The organism is Neotabrizicola shimadae (assembly GCF_019623905.1).
Classification (GTDB): domain Bacteria; phylum Pseudomonadota; class Alphaproteobacteria; order Rhodobacterales; family Rhodobacteraceae; genus Neotabrizicola; species Neotabrizicola shimadae.
Genome location: NZ_CP069370.1, coordinates 678,708 through 697,617, shown reverse-complemented (window position 1 = coordinate 697,617; position 18,910 = coordinate 678,708). Strand labels below are relative to the sequence as shown.

The window sequence follows — 18,910 nt, the reverse complement described above, 5'->3', positions numbered from 1 at the left end:
TTCTTCTGTGCCCAAATACTCATTCGGTCCGCGGGACTTGTGCGGCGCTGGACCGACAGGAGCCAGGATTCTTCGAAGGATTTTGCAGCCCGCCCTGCCGTCACGCCAGCGCCCCGGCGATGCGCTGTGCCAGGCGGCGGGCGACCTCGTCCTTGCCCATGCGGGGCCAGCTTTCCGCGCCCGCGCCGTCGATGACTGTCACCGCATTCTCGGCCCCGCCCATCACGCCGCTTTCGGGCGAGACGTCATTGGCCACGATCCAGTCGCAACCCTTGCGCAACCGCTTGGCACCGGCATGGGCCACGACAGACTCGGTCTCGGCGGCGAAGCCCACCACCAGCCGGGGCCGGCCCTCGCCCATCTGCGCCACGGTCGCAAGAATGTCCGGGTTCTCGGCAAATTCCAGCGCGGGGGCCTTGCCCGAGCCATCCTTCTTCATCTTCTGCCCGGCGGCATTGGCCACGCGCCAGTCGGCCACGGCAGCGGCAAAGACCGCCGCATCGGTGGGCAGCGCCGCCTGAACCGCCGCCAGCATCTCGCGCGCGGTTTCCACCTTCACCACGGTCACGCCCGGCGGCGGCGGTACGGAGGCCGGGCCGGTCACGAAGGTCACGCGCGCGCCAAGGTCGCGCAGCGCGGCAGCCAGCGCCGTGCCCTGCGCCCCAGAGGACCGGTTGGCGATATAGCGCACCGGATCGATGGGTTCATGCGTGGGACCAGAGGTCACCAGCACATGCCGGCCCTTCAGCGGCCCGTCCGCCAGCGCGGCCTCGATGGCCGCGACGATCTCCAGCGGTTCCGCCATGCGGCCCGGCCCATATTCGCCGCAGGCCATCTCGCCCGCGTTCGGCCCGACCGACAGCACGCCGTCGGCGGCCAGATGTGCGACATTGCGACGGGTCGCCGGATGATCCCACATGCGGACATTCATCGCGGGCGCCACCAGCACGCGCGTGTCGGTGGCCAGGAGCAGGGTCGAGGCCAGGTCATCGGCCCGCCCGGTCGCCATCTTGGCCATCAGGTCGGCGGTGGCGGGGGCGACCACGATCAGGTCGGCCACGCGCGACAGCTGGATATGGCCCATCTCGGCTTCGGACGTCAGGTCGAAGAGTTCGGAATGCACCTTCTCGCCGGCCAGCGCCGCCACGGACAGGGGTGTGACAAACTCGGCCCCCGCCCTGGTGAGAACCGGCGTGACCGCTGCCCCGCGTTCCTTGAGTCGGCGGATCAGGTCCAGCGCCTTGTAGGCCGCTATGCCGCCGCCGATCACCAGAAGGATGCGCTTGCCCGCCAGCATCTTGTCTCTCCCTGCCGCGCCCCCAAGCTGTAGGGGCGCGGACAGGTAAACTCAATCTGGCAAACTCACGTGGTGAGGAACAGCCGCGCCTCGCCCGACTGGGATTCGATGCTGCGGCGCAGCTTGGCAAAGGCCGCAGCCTCGAGCTGGCGCACCCGCTCTTTCGACAGGCCCAGTTCCTCGCCAAGCGATTCCAGCGTGCGGCCCTCGCCCTTGAGGCGGCGTTCCGTCACGATCAGACGTTCACGCGGGTTCAGTGCGGCCAGCGCCTTGGCCAGCCAGCTGCGCAGGCGCCCGGCGTCGTGGGCGGCGGCCACCTGTTCGGCGCTGTGAGGACCTTCGTCCTCCAGCGCATCCACCCAGGCGCGGCCCTCTTCGTCGCTGCCCTGCGGCGCGTCCAGCGACAGGTCCGAGCCAGCAAGCCGGCCGTCCATCATCTCGACCTCGGCTTCGGTGACGCCCAGTTCCTCGGCGATGCGCTGGCGCAGGGCATGGCCTTCCAGGGTTTCGCCCCGGTCGCGGGCCTCGCGCTGAAGCCGGGCCTGCACACGGCGCAAGTTGAAGAACAGCGATTTCTGCCCGGTGGTCGAGCCTGTTCGCACCAGCGACCAGTTGCGCATCACATGATCCTGGATGGCGGCACGAATCCACCAGGCAGCATAGGTGGAAAACCGCACGCCGCGGTCGGGATCGAAGCGTTCCGCCGCCCGCATCAGGCCCAGCGAAGCCTCCTGGATCAGGTCTTCCATCGGCGCGCCATAGCGGCGGAACTTGGCCGCCATCGAGATCGCCAGCCGCATATGGGCCGTGACCAGCCGGTGCAGCGCGGCTTCGTCGGCCCGGTCTCGCCAGGCGCGGGCGAGGCGTTCCTCGGTCTCCGCGTCCAGCAGTTCTGCTCGGGCGGCTTGGCGGGACATGCCCCGCCCGGTATATCCGTCAAATGCCATGTCCGTTCCCCCTGTCGTGGGCGCGCCTGGCCTTCGCGCAACTGACCCTTCTACGGACGCAACCCTTGACCGGATCAATCCTTCCGAAACTATCCCTTGTGATCGGAGGCGCCCGGTCGGGAAAGTCATCCGTGGCCGAACGGCTGGTGCGCCTGACCGCCCGGCCGCGCCGCTACATCGCCACCGCCGAGGCCTGGGATGACGAGATGCGCGACCGTATCGCCCGCCACCGGGCCGACCGCGGCGGCGACTGGATCACCGCCGAGGCGCCGCTGGATCTGTGCGGCGCGCTGGCTGCGGCAGGGGCGGAGGAGGTGGTGCTGGTCGATTGCGCGACCCTTTGGCTGACGAACCACCTTCTTGCCGAACATGACCTGGAGGCCGAGGCGGCGGCGCTGCTGGCGGCGCTGGCCGCCTGCGCCGCGCCGGTCGTCGTGGTGTCGAACGAGGTGGGCTGGTCCATCGTGCCGGAAAACGCGCTGGCGCGGGCGTTCCGCGATGCCCAGGGCCGGCTGAACCAGCGCCTCGCCGGATCGGCAGAGCTGGTGGTGGCGGTGATGGCGGGGCTGCCGCTGGCGCTGAAGGGCGGCCTGCCCCAGGGGCTGGCATGAGCCGGTTCTTCTGGGTGCGCCACGGCCCCACCCATTCGCGTGCCCTGATCGGGCGCACCGACCTGCCCGCCGACCTGTCGGACCGCGCCGCGCTGGACCGGCTGTCGGCCTTCCTGCCCGAGGGGGCGCTGGTCGTCTCGTCCGACCTCCGCCGCGCCGTGGCCACCGCCGATGCGATCCAGGCAACGCGCCAGCGCCTGCCGCACGAGCCCTCGTTCCGCGAGTTCGATTTCGGCGCCTGGGAGGGTCTGCCCGCCGCCGAGGTGGCCGAACGCTGGCCCGAAGACTCCCGCGCCTATTGGGATCGCCCGGGCGATACCGCCCCGCCCGGCGGCGAAAGCTGGAACGCCGCCGCCGCCCGCGTCAGCGCCGCCGCGGCCCGGCTGCGGGCCGCCCATCCCGGCCGCGACATCGTGGCGGTCGCGCATTTCGGCGTGATCCTGACGCAGCTGCAGCGCGCCCGTGGATGCACGGCCTACGAAGTGCTGGCACAACGGATCGAGCCGCTCTCGGTCACCTGCCTGACCCTTGGCCGTGAGGGCTGGACCGTGGCCGAGATAAATCACCGTCCGTGATGGATGCGGCCACAATTCATCGCTTTTTCCCCGGCTCGCGCCCCCCTAGCCTGCCGCGAAACCGGAGTGTGACATGACCTACGACCTTGTGATCGGCGACCGCGGCTATTCGTCCTGGAGCCTGCGCGGCTGGCTTCTGTTCGATGCCTTCGGGATCCCGGTGAAGACCCATTCCGCGCGGCTTTACACGGACGAGTTGCCGAAGATGCTGGCCGATGGCTTCTTCCCCGGCCGAACCGCGCCCACCATGCGCACGCCCGACGGCGTGGTGGTGCCCGAGACCATCGCCATCGCCGAGGAACTGGCCTCGCGCCACCCCGAGGCCGGGCTCTGGCCCGCCGACCCCAAGGCCCGCGCCGTGGCGCGCGTGCTGGCGGCCGAGATGCACGCGGGCTTCACTGCCCTGCGCAACCATTGCCCGATGAACCTGCGCGTCAGCTATACCACCTGCGAGCCGCCCGAGGCGGTGCTCGCCGACCTGGAGCGGCTGGAAACCATTTGGGCCTGGGCGCGCAGCCAGACCGGATCGCCCGGCCCCTGGCTTTGCGGCGCCTATTCGGCGGCGGATGCCTTCTTCGCCCCCGTGGCCACGCGCATCGCCACCTACAACCTGCCGGTCCGGCCGGAAGCCATGGCCTATGTGCAGGCGCATCTGGCGCATCCCTCCTTCCGCAAATGGCGGGCGATGGGTCTGGTCGACGGCGCCGACCAGGAGTTCTACCGCCGCGACTGGCAGCGGCGCGACTGGCCGGGGCCACGACCGCTTCCTGCCCGCGCCGTGGACGGCACCGAGGCCGAAAACGCCGCCTGTCCCTATTCGGGCAAGCCCGTCACCCATGTTCTGGAACTCGAAGGCCGCCGCTTCGGCTTCTGCAACGCCTTCTGTCGCGACAAGACCGTGGCCGACCCGGAAGCCTGGCCGGCCTTTATCAAGATTTACAAAGCGTAAACCATTTGGAGCCTATCCCTGAACCGGGGCGTCAGGGGTAGTTCGATGGTGGCACGGGCCTTCACGGTGGCCTTCGAAGGGGTCGAGGCCCGGCCGGTCGAAGTGCAATGCGCCGTCGCCCCCGGCCTGCCGGCCTTTTCCATCGTCGGCCTGCCCGACAAGGCGGTCAGCGAGGCGCGCGAACGGGTGCGCGCCGCGCTGGCCGCCATGTCCATCGCGCTGCCGTCAAAGCGCATCACCGTGAACCTCTCGCCCGCCGACCTGCCCAAGGAAGGCTCGCATTTCGACCTGCCCATCGCGCTGTCGCTGCTGGCCGCGCTGGAGATCCTGCCGCGCGACGAGGTCGAGGCGACGGTGGCGCTTGGCGAATTGTCGCTAGACGGGCGGCTCATTCCGGTGGTGGGCGCGCTGCCCGCCGCGATGGCCGCCGCTGAACAGGACCGCGCGCTTCTTTGCCCGCGCGCCTGCGGCGCCGAGGCGGCCTGGGTCGGCGCGGCCCAGGTGCTGGCCGCCGCCTCGCTGGACGAGGTGGTGCGCCACTACACCGGGCAAAGCGCCCTGACCCCGGCCGAGGCCGGCGAGGTCAGCGCCGGCCCCGCCGCCCGCGACCTGCGCGAGGTGAAGGGCCAGGAACGCGCCAAGCGTGCGCTGGAAATCGCGGCCGCGGGGCGGCACCACCTGCTGATGGTCGGCTCTCCCGGATCGGGCAAATCCATGCTGGCGGCCCGCCTGCCCGGCATCCTGCCGCCGCTCACCGCCGTCGAGGCGCTGGAAACCTCGATGATCCATTCGCTCGCCGGGCTTCTGGACGAAGGCGGCATCAGCCGGGTGCGTCCCTTCCGCGAGCCGCATCACACCGCCTCGATGGCGGCGATCGCCGGCGGCGGCAAGGGGGCGAAGCCGGGCGAGGTGAGCCTTGCCCACAATGGCGTGCTGTTCCTGGATGAATTGCCCGAGTTTCCAAGGCAGGTGCTCGACACGCTGCGCCAGCCCATCGAAACGGGCGAGATCATGGTGGCGCGTGCCAATGCCCATGTGCGCTATCCCTGCCGGTTCCTTCTGGTGGCGGCGGCCAATCCCTGCCGCTGCGGCCATCTGGCCGACCCGGCCCGCGCCTGCGGCAAGGCACCCCTTTGCGGCGACGACTACCTGGGCCGCATCTCCGGCCCGCTGATGGACCGGTTCGACCTGCGCATCGAGGTGCCGCCGGTCGCCTTCAGCGACCTGGATCTGCCCGCCACGGGCGACACCTCGGCCACGGTCGCCGCCCGTGTTCGGGCGGCGCGCGACACCCAGGCGGCGCGCTTCGCCGGGCGGCCGGAGCTGCGGGTGAATGCCGACCTGTCCGGCGCGCTGCTGGAAGAGGCGGCAAGCCCCGATGCCGAGGGCCGCGCGTTCCTGACGCGCGCGGCCGAACGTTTTGGCCTGTCGGCCCGAGGCTACCACCGCATCCTGCGCGTGGCGCGCACCATCGCCGACCTGGCCGAAAGTGCCGAAGTGCGCCAGCCGCATGTGGCCGAGGCGCTGAGCTACCGCATCGCCATCGGCACCGCGCGGTGACGCGGCACCCGCGGATGTGGCGCGGCCATGGCCCGCGCGCGGGCCGCATGATGTTGAAGGAACGGGTTCACACCGCCCTTCACTCAAGGTCGGAAACCGCAGCGGTTTCCGGCGCTCGGCCTCAGCCCCGCCGCTTCGCCTCGATCGCTTCCCAGATCTTCGCGGCGGCATTGGTGCCGTCGAACCGCTCCAGTTCCTGGATGCCGGTCGGCGAGGTCACGTTGATCTCGGTCAGCCAGGTGCCGATCACGTCGATGCCGACAAAGACCTGGCCCTTTTCGCGCAGCACCGGGCCGATGCGGGCGCAGATTTCCAGGTCGCGCTCGGTCAGGCCGATCTTTTCGGGCCGCCCGCCCACATGCATGTTCGACCGCGTCTCGCCCGCCTGGGGCACGCGGTTGATCGCCCCCACCGGCTCGCCATCGACCAGGATCACGCGCTTGTCGCCCTTGGCGACATCGGGCAGGAACTTCTGCACGATCATCGGCTCGCGGCTCATCGAGGTGAAGAGCTCGTGCAGCGAGGCAAGGTTGCGGTCGTTCGGATCCAGCCGGAACACCCCCGCCCCGCCATTGCCGTAGAGCGGCTTCAGGATGATGTCGCCGTGCCGCGCCTTGAAGGCGCGGATCGTGGCCAGGTCGCGGGCGATGGCGGTGGGGGGCGTCAGGTCAGGAAAGCTGAGGACCAGGAGCTTCTCGGGCGAGTTGCGCACCCAGAAGGGATCGTTCACCACCAGTGTCCTGGGGTGGATCATCTCCAGCAGATGCGTGGTGGTGATGTACCCCATGTCGAAGGGCGGATCCTGCCGCAGCCAGACCACGTCGAACTCGGCCAGGTCCACTTCGGTCTCTGGCCCATAGCTGACGTGATTGCCCTGCTCGCGGCGCAGCTCGATCGGCCAGCCGCGCGCGATCACGCGGCCCTCGACAAAGGCCAGCCGGTCGGGGGTGTAGTAGAACAGCGAATGCCCGCGCGCCTGAGCCTCTAGCCCGATGCGGAACGTGCTGTCCCCGTTGATGTTCACCGACCCGATCGGGTCCATCTGCAGGGCGACCTTCAGCGCCATGGCCAACTCCATCCGTTGCCGTCATCCGGGGCTTCCTGAATGGCGCAAGCGGAGGGCGGGCGCAATCCGCCGTCAGGCGGCGAAGGCGTTCTCGATCACCTCGATCCGGCCCTGGCCATCGACCAGCGCCACGTCAAAGCGCGAGGGCGTGGCCTGGCCAAGGGGTTCGCCGGCCAGGAACTCCGAGGCCGCCGACCAGATGCGGCGCATCTGCCGTTCGCCCAGATGCAGCGCGGCCTCGGCATGGCTATGGCTTTGCTTCACTTCGATGAACACCGTGTTGCCGTCGCGGTCGCGGACCACAAGGTCAATCTCGCCCGAGCGGCCGCGCCAGCGCCGCGCGGCCAGGCTGGCCCCTTCGCCGGCGTAGCGCCGCGCCACCGCCTCTTCGGCTGCCAGTCCTGCCCAATAGGAAACCGCACCGCCCATGTCGCCCTCACGCCTCGCCTTCTCCGAGTCGTAAGGCCATTTGATAAAGCATTCGTTTATTCAGTCCGGTTTTCGCCGCCACTTCCGCCGCCGCATCCTTCACCGAAAGCCGCTCCAGCGCCTGCCGCAGCGCCGTCTCGGCCTCTTCGGCGCTGGCTTCCGCGGCCTCGGGCTTGCCAAGCAGGACCACGACCTCGCCCTTCACCTCGCGCTCTGCAAAGGCATCGGCCAACGCGCCCAGGGGGCCGCGCACCACCTCTTCGAAGCGCTTGGTCAGTTCGCGGCACAGCACCGCGGGGCGGGCCGGTCCGTAAAGCACCGCCATCTCGGCCAGCAGCCGGCCGACCCGGCGCGGCGATTCGTAGAGCACGAGCGTCGCGGGCACCGCGCCCACCTCCTGCAGGAAGCGCAGCCGCGCGCCCTCGGCCGGGGGCGGGAAGCCCGCGAAGAAGAACCGGTCGGTCGGCAGGCCCGAGACGGTCAGCGCGCAGAGCACCGCCGAAGCCCCCGGCGCGGCATGGACGGGCAGGCCCGCCTCTATCGCCGCACGGCCCAGCTGGAAGCCGGGGTCGGCCACGAGGGGCGTGCCCGCCTCCGAGGCATAGGCCACCGACTTGCCCTCCTGAAGCGCGCGGATCAGCCGGGGGCGGGCCTGTTCGCCATTGTGGTCGTGATAGGCGACCAGCGGCCGGTCGCCCAGCCGCACCCCGTGGATCTCCATCAGCCGGCGCAGCGTGCGCGTGTCCTCGGCCGCCAGCACATCGGCCCCGGCCAGAATATCCAGCGCGCGCAGCGTGATGTCGCGCGCGGCACCTATGGGCGTCGCCACGAAATGCAGCCCCGGCGCCACCCCGGCCCCGGCAAAGCGCCCCTCTTCCGCCTCCGGTCCGGCTGTCACGCCCGCCTCCCGCAATTTACTTCCGCAGCGGAACCGCATAGGCTCCGCGCCATTGCCTGCCTTTTGCCCCTGCTTCGAGGAACATCCCATGTTGTCGGTTCTGGCCCGTGCCCGCAAGTCGATCGGACGCGCTGCCCTGGCGCTTGCCGCCCTTGCGCTGGCGGCCTGCCAGCCCACCGGCGGCGGTGGTCCCACCGTCAGCCAGGGCGAGGCCGTGCCGGTCGCGCTCCTCGTTCCCGGCGGGTCGGGGCAAAGCTCGGACGACGTGCTGGCACAAAGCCTGCAGAACGCCGCCCGCCTGGCCGCGGCCGATCTGGGCGGCGTGAAGATCGACCTGCGCGTCTACAACACCAAGGGCAGCCCGGCCGAGGCGCAGGCCATGGCCACCCAGGCCATAGCCGAGGGCGCGGTCGTCATCCTTGGCCCGGTCTATGCGCAGGAGGCCAATGCCGTGGGCGCCGTGGCCGCGGCCAGCGGCGTGAACGTCTTGTCCTTTTCGAACAACCCCGCCGTCGCCGGCGGCAATGTCTTCGTGCTGGGCAACACCTTCCTCAACACCGCGCAGCGGCTGGCCGGCTATGCCGTGCGCAACGGGATGCCGCGCATCATGGTCGTGTCCGACCAGAATGCCGCGGGCGAGGCCGGCAAGGCCGCGATCACGGCGGCCATCCCGCAGGCCGGTGGCACGGTCGCGGGGTCGGCCTCGTATGAATTCTCGCAAAACGGCATCGTGCAGGCCGCCCCGACCATCGCTGCCACCGCGCAATCCTCGGCCGCGAACGCGATCTTCCTGACCGCCGAAACCGCGGGCGCGCTGCCACTTCTGACCCAGCTTCTGCGCGAAAACGGGCTGGCGGCCGACCAGGTGCGCTTCCTTGGCCTTACCCGCTGGGACATCCCGGCCGAGGCGGTGGCGCTGCCCGGCGTGCAGGGCGGCTATTTCGCGCTGCCCGACCCCGCGCTGTATGGCCAGTTCCAGCAGCGCTACCAGGCGGCCTATGGCACGGCGGCCCATCCGATCGCGAGCCTCGGCTATGACGGCGTGGCCGCCATCGGCGCGCTGGCCAAGCGCGGCAAGGGCTTCTCGGCTTCGGCGCTGACCCAGGGGTCGGGCTTTGCCGGCGTTACCGGCATCTTCCGCTTCCTGCCCGATGGCACCAACCAGCGCGGCCTGGCCGTGGCGCAAATCCAGAACCGCCAGGTCGTGGTCGTGGATGCGGCGCCCCGCAGCTTCGGCGGCTTCGGGTTCTGATCGCCGCCATGGGCTCCGCCGTTCCGTCCTCTCCGGCCGCGGTTCCGGCCGGCTCCGGCGCTGAGGCCGGCGAAATCGGCCTGCCCCGCACCATCGACACCGCGGCGCTTTTCGCCGCCATCGCCGGCGAAATCGCCACCGCGCCCGCCGGCGCCACGCCGCGCGCCATCACCGTGCGCCACCTTGCCGCCGCCAAGGCCGAGGCCAATGCCGCGCTGGAAGCGGCCTTTGCCACGCATCCCCGCACCGCCGGCGTCCAGGTCCGCGCCCAAGCCGCGCTGACCGATGCGCTGGTCATCACCGCCTTCGCCGTTGCGACCCGCCTGATCCATTCCGTTCCCAATCCGACCCAGGCCGAACGCCTGACCGTGCTGGCGGTCGGCGGCTATGGCCGGGCCGAGATGGCGCCCTTCTCGGATGTGGACCTTCTGTTCCTGACACCGTGGAAAATCACGCCCTGGGCCGAAAGCGTGATCGAATCCATGCTGTACATCCTGTGGGATCTGAAGCTGAAGGTCGGCCATTCCAGCCGCACCGTGCGCGACTGCGTCCGCCTGGGCAAATCCGACATCACCATCCGAACCGCGCTTCTGGAACACCGCTACATCGCCGGGCACGAACCGCTGGCGACCGAACTGGGCGAACGGCTCTGGCAAGACCTGTTCCGCACGACGGGACCGGAGTTTCTGGAGGCAAAGCTCGCCGAACGGGCCGAACGGCACAAACGGCAGGGTGGCCAGCGCTATGTGCTGGAGCCCAACGTGAAAGAGGGCAAGGGCGGCCTGCGCGACCTGCAGACGCTGTACTGGATCGGCAAATATCTCAATCGCGTGGCCAGCCCGCAGGGCCTTGTCTCCGTCGGGCTGTTCACTGCCGAGGAATATGCCACCTTCGCCGCCGCCGAAGATTTCCTCTGGGCCGTGCGCTGCCACATGCATTACATCGCCGGCCGCGCCTCGGACACGCTCACCTTCGATGCGCAGGTCGAGGTCGCGCGCCGCATGGGCTATGCCGATGCCGAAGGGCGGCGCGGCGTAGAACTCTTCATGCAGGACTACTTCCGCCACGCCACCCGCGTGGGCGAACTGACCCGCATCTTCCTGACCGAGCTGGAGGCGCGGCACGTCAAGTCCGACGCCTCGCTGTCCGGCTTCTTCCGCCACCGCCGCAAGACGGTCGCAGGCTACCAGATCGTCCAGGGCCGGCTCGATGTGCCCGACCATGCGGCCTTCCTGCAGGACCCGCTGAACATCCTGCGCGTCTTTGAAGAGGCTTTGCGGTCAGGCTATCTGCTTCACCCCAACATCATGCGCGTGATCGCGGCCAATCTGGACCTGATCGACGATGACGTGCGCGACAACCCCGAGGCCGCGCGCATCTTCCTGCGGCTGATGCTGGATCATGGCAACCCCGAACGCGCGCTGCGCCGCATGAACGAGTTGGGGGTTCTGGGGGCCTATATCCCGGAATTCGAACGCATCGTCGCCATGATGCAGTTCAACGTCTACCACCACTACACGGTGGACGAGCACATCATCCAGTGCATCTCGGTCCTGGCCCAGATCGAAAGGGGCGAACTGGTCGAGGATCTGCCGCTCTCCTCCTCGATCCTTCAGGCCGGGGTGAACCGCCGGGTTCTGTATGTGGCGCTTCTGCTGCACGACATCGGCAAGGGCCGGCCCGAGGACCATTCGATCATCGGCGCACAGATTTCCCGGCGCGTTGCGCCACGCCTCGGGCTGGACCCCGAGGAATGCGAGACGGTGGAATGGCTGGTGCGCTATCACCTCCTGATGTCCGACACCGCGCAAAAGCGCGATATCGGCGATCCCCGCACGGTGCGCGATTTCGCCAAGGCGGTGAAATCGAAAAAGCGGCTGGACCTGCTGACGGTGCTGACCGTCTGCGACATCCGCGGCGTCGGCCCCGGCACCTGGAACAACTGGAAGGCCATGCTCCTGCGCTCGCTTTACGGCGAGACGGCGAAGGCGCTGGAAGGCGGGCTTGAAGTCCTGAACCGCGAGAACCGCGAAGACGAGGCGCGCGAGGCGCTGCGCGCCCGTCTGACCGGCTGGACCGCACCCGCCATAGAGGCCGAACTCGCCCGCCACTACGCCCCCTACTGGCAGGGTCTGCCCACCGTCACGCACGAGGTCTTCGCCCGGCTGCTGGTGGACCTGCCCGATGACGTGATCCGCATCGACCTGCACCCCGATCCCGACCGCGACGCCACCCGCGCCTGCTTCGCCCTGGTGGACCACCCCGGCATCTTCTCGCGCCTGGCCGGCTCGCTGGCGCTGGTGGGGGCCAATGTGGTGGACGCGCGCACCTATACCTCGAAGGACGGCTACGCCACCGCCGTGTTCTGGGTGCAGGACGGCGAGGGCAAGCCCTACGAGGTCTCGCGCCTGCCGCGCTTGCAGAAGATCATCGAACGCACCCTGAAGGGCGAGGTCGTGGCGCGCGAGGCGCTGAAGGACCGCGACAAGGTGAAGAAGCGCGAGCGGGAATTCCGCTTCCCCACCCATGTCACCTTCGACAACGAAGGGTCCGAGATCTACACGATCATCGAGGTCGATACCCGCGACAGGCCGGGCCTTCTGTATGACTTGACCCGCACGCTGGCCAACAACAACATCTACATCGCCTCTGCCGTGATCGCGACCTATGGCGCGCAGGTGGTGGACAGCTTCTATGTCAAGGACATGTTCGGCCTGAAACTCCATTCCAAGACCAAGCGCGACGCGCTGGAGAAGAAGCTGCGCCAGGCCATCGCCGAAGGTGCGGAACGGGCGCAGGGCTGATGCAACCCATCCGCCTTGTCCGCGGCTTCCTGACGGTCGGCGGCTGGACGCTGATGTCGCGCGGCGCGGGCTTCGTGCGCGACGTGATGATGGCGGCCTACCTGGGCGCGGGCCCGGTGGCCGAGGCCTTCCTGGTGGCCTTCTCGCTGCCCAACATGTTCCGCCGCTTCTTCGCGGAAGGCGCCTTCAACTTCGCCTTCGTGCCGCTCTACTCGAAGAAGCTCGAGGCGGGCGAGGATGCCAATGCCTTCGCCAACGATGCCTTCAACGGCCTGGGCGGCGTGCTGGTTGTCGTCACGCTGATCGGCACGCTGGCCATGCCCTGGCTGGTCTGGGCCATGGCCTCGGGCTTCGTGGGCGACGAACGCTTCGACCTCGCCGTGCTCTACGGTCGCATCGGGTTTTCCTACCTGCTCTTCATCTCGCTGGTCGCGCTCCTCTCCGGCGTGCTGAACGCCTGGGGCCGGTTTACCGAGGCCAGCTTCGTGCCCGTGCTAATGAACCTGATGTTCATCGCCGCCATGCTGCTGGGCGACCGGCTCGGCTGGGACATGGGCCTCACGCTCGCCTGGACCGTGCCGCTCACCGGCATCGCACAGCTGGCCTTCACCTGGGTCTCTGCGGCCCGGGCGGGCTTCTCCCCCCGCCTGCGCCTGCCCCGCTGGACACCGGAACTCAAGCGCCTGCTCATCATCGCCGGCCCCGCCGTCCTGTCGGGCGGCGTGGTGCAGGTCAACCTGCTCGTCGGCCGCCAGGTCGCCTCCTTCACCGAAGGCGCCGTCGCCTGGCTCTCCTACGCCGACCGGCTCTACCAGCTGCCCCTCGGCGTCGTGGGCATTGCCATCGGCACCGTGCTCCTGCCCGACCTCTCGCGCCGCCTGCGCGCGGGCGATGCCGAAGGCGGCCGCGCCTCCTTCAACCGCGGGGCCGAATTCGCCCTTGCGCTGACTTTCCCCGCCGCCGTCGCCCTCGTCGTCATCGCGCTGCCGCTCTGCGAAGTGCTGTTCCAGCGCGGCGCCTTCGGCCCCGACGACACCGCCGCCACGGCGCTGGCGCTGGCCGCCTATGGCATCGGCCTGCCCGCCTTCGTGCTGCACAAGGTCCTGCAACCCCTGTTCTACGCCCGCGAGGACACGCGCTCGCCCTTCCGCTATGCCGTGATCTCGATGGTGGTGAACGCCGCCTTCGCCGTGGGCTTCCTCCCCGTGATGGGCTTCATGGCCGCGGCGCTGGCCACCACCGTCTCGGGCTGGGTCATGGTCGCCCAGCTCTGGTGGGGCTCGCGCCGCATGGGGGCCGAGGCGCGCTTCGACGACCGCTTCCGCGCGCGCGCCCCCCGCATCGTCCTCGCCGCGCTCCTCATGGGCGCCGTGCTCTGGGGCAGCGCCATCCTCCTTGGCCCGATGATCGGCACGCCCGGCTGGCGCTACCTCGCGCTCCTGATCCTCGTCACCCTTGGCAGCCTCGCCTATTTCGCCTTCGGCACCCTGACCGGCGCCTTCCGCCTGTCGGAATGGCGCGCCGCCCTCACCCGCCGCCGCCCATGATCCGGCCCGCCCCCGTCGTCCTCGCCACGCGCGGCTGGCTGGCCGAACAGGACGAAGACCTGCGCCAGTCCATCCTCGCCGCCGCCCGCTGGAAGACCCTCGCCCGCGGCGAAAGCCTCTATGCCGTGGGCGACGAGCCGAACGGCCTCTTCGGCCTGGAAGAGGGCTTCCTCGACATCGCCATCCCCATCTCCGAAGACGAGGAAGTGGTGATCCACCGCGCGCCCCCCGGCTTGTGGATCGGCGATTCCGCCCTGCTGGCCGGCACCACGCGCAGCCTGACCCTCACCGCCGCCACCCCCGCGCAGGTCGTGGCCCTGCCCGCCGCCACCCTGCGCCGGCTTCTGGCCGAGAGGCCCCACCACTGGCCCGCCTTCGCCGCGCTCGCCCACCGCAACGGCACGCTGGCCATCCAGGTGCTGGCCGAGGCGCTGGCCCTGCCGCCCCGCGCCCGCTTCGCCCGGCTTCTCCTGCGCATCGCCGATACCGATGGCAATGTCCGCGCCACGCAGGAAGACCTGGGCCGCCTTGCGGGCATGAGCCGCGCCGCCTTCCGCCGGGCCTTTGGCGACCTGATCGCCAATGGCGTCGTCCAGCTTGAATATGCAGGGCTCCGCATCGTCGATGCCACCGCCCTCCAGGCCGAGGCGGATCGCCGCTGATCACCAGGAGTTCACCGGCCGACTGCGACATCCGTGGCAGACTTTGGCCCTGATCCGGTATCATCCTCGCACCGCTTCCACGCCCGAGCGTGTCGAGGCCCGAATCTGTCAGTTTCCGACGAAGGAGCCTTACCATGACCACCCGCCGCCAATTCCTCGGCGCCCTGCCCGTCACCGGCGCGGCCTTCGCCATCGGCAGCCAGGTGATCTTCGACGAAAGTCAGGCCCGCGCGCAGGAAACCGCGCCCCATCCGGGCCACTTCCATCCCAAGGGCAAGGCGCCGTCCGAGTTCACCCTGAAGGTGCTGCAAGAGGCCAAGGCCACCCTGCCCTTCGCCGACACCCGCGATTTCGACGAACTGAAGAAGGGCTTCATCGCCCCCATGCCAGACCTGAAGATCATGGCCGATTCCGGCCATGTCGCCTGGGACATGGAACGCTTCCAGTTCCTCAACGAAGACCGCGACTTCGATTCGATCCACCCGTCGCTGGTCCGTATCTCGCGGCTGAACAACAACTACGGTCTCTACGAGGTCGTCCCCGGCATCTACCAGGTGCGCGGCGTCGACCTCTCGGACATCACCTTCATCCGCGGCAAGACCGGCTGGATCGTCTTCGACCCGCTGGTCTCGGCCGAACCGGTGCGCGCGGCGACCAAGCTCTTCCGCGAAAAGGTCGGCGGCGATCTGCCGATCGTGGCGGTGATCTATTCCCACACCCACGGCGACCATTTCGGCGGCGTGCGCGGCCTGGACCTGAAGGAAGAAGACATCGCCTCGGGCAAGGTGCAGATCATCGCGCCCGGCGATTTCATGGACTTCACCGTTTCGGAAAACGTCTATGCCGGCAACGCCATGAACCGCCGGCTGTTCTATCAGTATGGCCTGCTGCTGCCCGCCTCGCCCTATGGCTATGTCGGCCAGGGTCTGGGCCAGGGGGTTTCCGCCGGCGCCACCGGCCTGATCGCGCCCACGCGCTCGGTGCGCGAACCGATCGAGACCTTCGAGGTCGACGGTCTGGAAATGGTGTTCCAGAACACGCCCAACACCGAAGCCCCGCGCGAGATGAACACCTACATCCCGTCACTGAAGGCACTGTGGATGGCGGAAAACGTGACCGCCACGCTGCACAACATCTACACCCTGCGCGGTGCCCAGGTGCGCGACCCGCTGCGCTGGTCCAAATACATCGCCGAGGCGCTCTATCTCTTCGGGCAGGAAGCCGAGGTGATGTTCGCCTCGCACCACTGGCCACGCTGGGGCAACGAGCGGATTCAGGAAGTGCTGCGCGACCAGCGCGACCTTTACGCCCATTTCAACAACCAGGTGCTGAACCTTGCCAACCAGGGCGTGACGATCAACCAGATCCACAACGTCTATGTGCAGCCCGAGTCGATCCTGCAGAAGTGGCATTGCCGGGGCTACCACGGCTCGGCGCAGCACAATGCCCGCGGCGTGGTGCAGCGCTATCTCGGCTACTGGGACGGCAACCCCGCCACCCTCGTGCCGCTCTCGCCGGAAGACTCCGCGCCGCTCTATGTCGAGATGATGGGCGCGGACAGGATCATGTCGCGCGGGCAGGAACTGCATGACGAGGGCAAGTATCTGTTGGCGATGGAGATCGTGAACAAGCTGGTGCAGGCCCAGCCCGACAACCAGCCCGCCAAGGACCTTCTGGCCGACATCTTCGAACAGCTCGGCTACCAGAACGAAAATCCAGGCCTGCGCAACAGCTATCTCGCTGCGGCTTACGAACTGCGTACCGGGATTCCCCAAGGCGCCACGGCCGACAGCTCCTCGCCCGACATCATCCGGGCGATGTCGACCGAACTGTTCCTGAACTTCCTCGGCATCCGCATGGACAGCCGCAAGGCGGAAGGCATGGCCTTCACCATGAACCTCGTCACGCCCGACAATGGCGAGAAATTCCTGGTGGAACTGTCGAACGCGACGCTCACGAACATCGCGGGCTTCCAGTCCGACGAGGCCGATCTCACGCTCACCATCAACCGCGCCGATCTGGAGCTTGTGATGATGGGGGTGCGGCAACTGGAAGAGGTGATCGCCGATGGCACGGCGCAGATCCAGGGCGACCCCACCATCCTGGGCAAGCTCGCCGCCACGATGGTCACCTTCGACCCGCGCTTCCAGATCATGCCGGGCACCAAGTCCCCGTCCGTGGCCGAGGAACCCGCCTTCGAGGCCACCGTGGGCCTCATCTCGCCCGAGTGACGCCAGAACCGGCCAACGCACACCGCGCTTCCCCTCCCCCTCGTGGGGAGGGATGGGGAGGGGGGGCATCGGGGCGGAACATCGTCGGCGGCTGGCATCTGTGCCCGGCAGGGCCAGCGGGCCAGCCCCCATCGTGCTCGGGCAAGTGTTAAGTCCAAGTTAAGATGGTCACACAACCCATTGATTTCATTGCGACCGGCAAAGCGTCCGAGCTCGGACGCTCACCTTGCCCGGATGCGGTCCCGCACCCGTGCCCAGCCTCCGGGCACGAGCACGAAGGACAGAAGGAACCCGGTCGCGAACCCGCCCAGGTCCGAAACCCAGTACCATCCCCCCCCGAACAACAGCCCGAACAGAAGCTGAACCCCCAGAAGCATCCCGATCAGCGTGAAGGCCCGCGCCGCATTGGCCCCCACCGCCGTCAGCCGGACCCACAGCAGAAAGGTGAAGGCCCCGATCAGCCCATAGTCGGGCGGATAGGCCCCGAACACCGGATCATCCAGCCCCACCAGGGTATGCAGCACCACCCCCCCGATGGCCGACCCGAAGAACACCGCCAGCACCGCCCAGGGTCGGAACACCTCGGCCACCATCTTGCCCAGGGCCAGGAGGAACACCACGGCAAAGACCGTATGGGTCACGCTGCCATGGACGAAGGGATAGGTCACGAACCGCGCCACCCCCTCCAGCGGAAACTGCCGGTTCTCGACCATCCAGCGCACCAGTTCGGGCGAGAAGGCAAAGCGGTTCACGGCCTCCAGCCGCCAGCCGATCGCTGCCGGCCCCCCCACCAGCCCGGATGCCCCGGCACTGACCACCACCTCCATCGCGATCATCGGCAGCGCCAGCAGCCAGATCACCCAGGGGATCGGGTTCAGGAATGGCGCCTTGTGGTCCGTCTGCATCCGTCTCTCCTGCGGCAATTGACGCCTTCCGGCCCATGGATTACGCGGTTGGGCCAGCCTTTTCCAGATGGAGCATCCCATGGCCGAGCCGGTCCAAACGCCTCAGGCTTCCTTCCCGCCGCGCATTTTCTCGGGCATCCAGCCCTCCGGCGGCCTCACCCTCGGCAACTACCTCGGCGCCCTTAAGCGTTTTGTCGAGAAGCAGGACGAGGGCATCGAGACGATCTACTGCCTCGTGGACATGCACGCCATCACCGTCTGGCAGGACCCCGCCAAGCTGCGCCACGCCACGCGCGAGGCGGCGGCCGGCTTCCTCGCCGCCGGCATCGACCCGTCGCGCTCGATCCTGTTCAACCAGAGCCAGGTCTCGGCCCATGCCGAACTGGGCTGGATCTTCAACTGCGTCGCCCGCATGGGCTGGATGAGCCGCATGACGCAGTTCAAGGACAAAGCCGGCAAGAACAGCGAGAACGTCTCGCTTGGCCTCTTCGCCTATCCCTCGCTCATGGCGGCCGACATCCTGGTCTACAAGGCGACGATGGTACCGGTGGGCGAGGACCAGAAGCAGCACTTGGAACTGACCCGCGACATCGCCATCAAGTTCAACAACGACTATGGCGTCGACTTCTTCCCGGTGGTGGAACCGCTGATCGAGGGCGCCGCAACCCGGGTCATGTCCCTGCGGGACGGCACGAAGAAGATGTCGAAGTCCGATCCCTCGGACCAGAGCCGCATCAACCTGACCGACGATGCCGACACGATCTCGAAGAAGATCCGCAAGGCCAAGACCGACCCGGAACCGCTGCCCGATCATCTGGACGGCCTGAAGGACCGGCCCGAGGCCAAGAACCTTGTGAACATCTACGCGGCCCTTTCCGGCCACAGCCCTGCGAAAGTGGTCCACGACTTCGCCGGGGCGCAGTTCGGGACGTTCAAACCGGCGCTGGCGGACCTGGCCGTGGCGAAGCTTGAGCCGATCACCACCGAGATGAACCGGCTGATGCAGGACCCGGCCGAGATCGACCGCATCCTCGCGCAGGGGGCCGAGCGGGCCGATGCCATTGCCCGGCCCATCCTGGAGCAGGTCTACGACATCACCGGCATGATCCGGTCGCGCTGGCGCTGAGGCCTCGTTCACGGGGCTGTCACGGCCCCGATTCAATACGCGGCCACTCTG

Annotated in this window: 16 protein-coding genes; 10 read left to right on the top strand and 6 right to left on the bottom strand. The window is 68.6% G+C overall.

What is annotated here, in order from left to right; translation table 11 throughout:
• Positions 1 to 100: 100 nt before the first annotated feature.
• Together coaBC and JO391_RS03280 are read right to left on the bottom strand one after the other, a co-directional pair.
• Positions 101 to 1,297: a bifunctional phosphopantothenoylcysteine decarboxylase/phosphopantothenate--cysteine ligase CoaBC gene (coaBC, locus tag JO391_RS03285; RefSeq protein WP_220662777.1), complete on the bottom strand. Its 1,197-nt coding sequence runs from the start codon at positions 1,295 to 1,297 to the stop codon at positions 101 to 103.
• Between the two features lie 65 nt (positions 1,298 to 1,362).
• The gene (locus tag JO391_RS03280; RefSeq protein ID WP_220662776.1) at positions 1,363 to 2,244 is read right to left on the bottom strand and encodes an RNA polymerase factor sigma-32; all 882 of its coding nucleotides are present in this window, start codon (positions 2,242 to 2,244) and stop codon (positions 1,363 to 1,365) included.
• A gap of 131 nt (positions 2,245 to 2,375) precedes the next feature.
• Between JO391_RS03280 and cobU the strand changes: the two genes are divergently transcribed.
• The 4 genes from cobU to JO391_RS03260 all read left to right on the top strand — a co-directional run bounded on the left by cobU (position 2,376) and on the right by JO391_RS03260 (position 5,939).
• Complete coding sequence (gene cobU / locus JO391_RS03275) at positions 2,376 to 2,855, top strand: bifunctional adenosylcobinamide kinase/adenosylcobinamide-phosphate guanylyltransferase (protein WP_375155681.1); 480 nt, start codon at positions 2,376 to 2,378, stop codon at positions 2,853 to 2,855.
• Positions 2,852 to 3,430: a histidine phosphatase family protein gene (locus JO391_RS03270; RefSeq protein WP_220662774.1), complete on the top strand. Its 579-nt coding sequence runs from the start codon at positions 2,852 to 2,854 to the stop codon at positions 3,428 to 3,430. Before cobU ends, JO391_RS03270 begins: the two co-directional genes overlap by 4 nt.
• Before the next feature lie 73 nt (positions 3,431 to 3,503).
• Complete coding sequence (locus JO391_RS03265) at positions 3,504 to 4,379, top strand: glutathione S-transferase (protein ID WP_220662773.1); 876 nt, start codon at positions 3,504 to 3,506, stop codon at positions 4,377 to 4,379.
• A 45-nt stretch (positions 4,380 to 4,424) separates the two neighbouring features.
• Complete coding sequence (locus JO391_RS03260) at positions 4,425 to 5,939, top strand: YifB family Mg chelatase-like AAA ATPase (RefSeq protein ID WP_220662772.1); 1,515 nt, start codon at positions 4,425 to 4,427, stop codon at positions 5,937 to 5,939.
• A gap of 121 nt (positions 5,940 to 6,060) precedes the next feature.
• On the opposite strand, the gene gshB is transcribed toward JO391_RS03260, so the two are convergent.
• The 3 genes from gshB to rsmI form a co-directional block, all read right to left on the bottom strand.
• A complete protein-coding gene (gene gshB, locus JO391_RS03255) occupies positions 6,061 to 7,005 on the bottom strand; it encodes a glutathione synthase (RefSeq protein ID WP_220662771.1) in 945 nt (314 codons plus the stop codon).
• Between the two features lie 72 nt (positions 7,006 to 7,077).
• The gene (locus tag JO391_RS03250; protein WP_220662770.1) at positions 7,078 to 7,434 is read right to left on the bottom strand and encodes a YraN family protein; all 357 of its coding nucleotides are present in this window, start codon (positions 7,432 to 7,434) and stop codon (positions 7,078 to 7,080) included.
• A gap of 7 nt (positions 7,435 to 7,441) precedes the next feature.
• On the bottom strand, positions 7,442 to 8,332 hold the full coding sequence (gene rsmI / locus JO391_RS03245) for a 16S rRNA (cytidine(1402)-2'-O)-methyltransferase (RefSeq protein WP_259444813.1): 891 nt from the start codon (positions 8,330 to 8,332) through the stop codon (positions 7,442 to 7,444).
• A gap of 88 nt (positions 8,333 to 8,420) precedes the next feature.
• Here rsmI and JO391_RS03240 point away from each other — a divergent pair, with 88 nt between their 5' ends.
• The 5 genes from JO391_RS03240 to JO391_RS03220 all read left to right on the top strand — a co-directional run bounded on the left by JO391_RS03240 (position 8,421) and on the right by JO391_RS03220 (position 16,828).
• Entirely contained in the window at positions 8,421 to 9,584 is a 1,164-nt protein-coding gene (locus tag JO391_RS03240; protein ID WP_220662768.1) for a penicillin-binding protein activator, read from the top strand.
• An 8-nt stretch (positions 9,585 to 9,592) separates the two neighbouring features.
• Positions 9,593 to 12,388, top strand: a complete 2,796-nt coding sequence (locus tag JO391_RS03235; RefSeq protein ID WP_220662767.1) for a [protein-PII] uridylyltransferase — start codon at positions 9,593 to 9,595, stop codon at positions 12,386 to 12,388.
• On the top strand, positions 12,388 to 13,935 hold the full coding sequence (gene murJ / locus JO391_RS03230) for a murein biosynthesis integral membrane protein MurJ (protein WP_220662766.1): 1,548 nt from the start codon (positions 12,388 to 12,390) through the stop codon (positions 13,933 to 13,935). Before JO391_RS03235 ends, murJ begins: the two co-directional genes overlap by 1 nt.
• Positions 13,932 to 14,597 carry a Crp/Fnr family transcriptional regulator gene (locus JO391_RS03225; protein ID WP_220662765.1) on the top strand — a complete coding sequence of 222 codons (666 nt, stop codon included), beginning with the start codon at positions 13,932 to 13,934 and terminating at the stop codon, positions 14,595 to 14,597. The genes murJ and JO391_RS03225 overlap by 4 nt, the downstream gene beginning before the upstream one ends.
• 134 nt (positions 14,598 to 14,731) lie before the next feature.
• Positions 14,732 to 16,828: an alkyl/aryl-sulfatase gene (locus JO391_RS03220; protein ID WP_220662764.1), complete on the top strand. Its 2,097-nt coding sequence runs from the start codon at positions 14,732 to 14,734 to the stop codon at positions 16,826 to 16,828.
• Positions 16,829 to 17,049: 221 nt separating this feature from the next.
• Here the strand turns inward: JO391_RS03220 and JO391_RS03215 are convergent, their stop codons facing one another.
• On the bottom strand, positions 17,050 to 17,733 hold the full coding sequence (locus JO391_RS03215; protein ID WP_220662763.1) for a rhomboid family intramembrane serine protease: 684 nt from the start codon (positions 17,731 to 17,733) through the stop codon (positions 17,050 to 17,052).
• A gap of 79 nt (positions 17,734 to 17,812) precedes the next feature.
• Between JO391_RS03215 and trpS the strand changes: the two genes are divergently transcribed.
• Positions 17,813 to 18,859 carry a tryptophan--tRNA ligase gene (trpS, locus tag JO391_RS03210; RefSeq protein ID WP_220662762.1) on the top strand — a complete coding sequence of 349 codons (1,047 nt, stop codon included), beginning with the start codon at positions 17,813 to 17,815 and terminating at the stop codon, positions 18,857 to 18,859.
• Positions 18,860 to 18,910 lie beyond the last annotated feature (51 nt).

Coding starts and splice junctions, on each gene's coding strand:
- coaBC (WP_220662777.1), bottom strand. CDS start 1,297: ATGCTGGCGGGCAAGCGCATCCTTCTGGTGATCGGCGGCGGCATAGCG.
- JO391_RS03280 (WP_220662776.1), bottom strand. CDS start 2,244: ATGGCATTTGACGGATATACCGGGCGGGGCATGTCCCGCCAAGCCGCC.
- JO391_RS03270 (WP_220662774.1), top strand. CDS start 2,852: ATGAGCCGGTTCTTCTGGGTGCGCCACGGCCCCACCCATTCGCGTGCC.
- JO391_RS03265 (WP_220662773.1), top strand. CDS start 3,504: ATGACCTACGACCTTGTGATCGGCGACCGCGGCTATTCGTCCTGGAGC.
- JO391_RS03260 (WP_220662772.1), top strand. CDS start 4,425: ATGGTGGCACGGGCCTTCACGGTGGCCTTCGAAGGGGTCGAGGCCCGG.
- gshB (WP_220662771.1), bottom strand. CDS start 7,005: ATGGCGCTGAAGGTCGCCCTGCAGATGGACCCGATCGGGTCGGTGAAC.
- JO391_RS03250 (WP_220662770.1), bottom strand. CDS start 7,434: ATGGGCGGTGCGGTTTCCTATTGGGCAGGACTGGCAGCCGAAGAGGCG.
- JO391_RS03240 (WP_220662768.1), top strand. CDS start 8,421: ATGTTGTCGGTTCTGGCCCGTGCCCGCAAGTCGATCGGACGCGCTGCC.
- JO391_RS03235 (WP_220662767.1), top strand. CDS start 9,593: ATGGGCTCCGCCGTTCCGTCCTCTCCGGCCGCGGTTCCGGCCGGCTCC.
- murJ (WP_220662766.1), top strand. CDS start 12,388: ATGCAACCCATCCGCCTTGTCCGCGGCTTCCTGACGGTCGGCGGCTGG.
- JO391_RS03225 (WP_220662765.1), top strand. CDS start 13,932: ATGATCCGGCCCGCCCCCGTCGTCCTCGCCACGCGCGGCTGGCTGGCC.
- JO391_RS03220 (WP_220662764.1), top strand. CDS start 14,732: ATGACCACCCGCCGCCAATTCCTCGGCGCCCTGCCCGTCACCGGCGCG.
- JO391_RS03215 (WP_220662763.1), bottom strand. CDS start 17,733: ATGCAGACGGACCACAAGGCGCCATTCCTGAACCCGATCCCCTGGGTG.
- trpS (WP_220662762.1), top strand. CDS start 17,813: ATGGCCGAGCCGGTCCAAACGCCTCAGGCTTCCTTCCCGCCGCGCATT.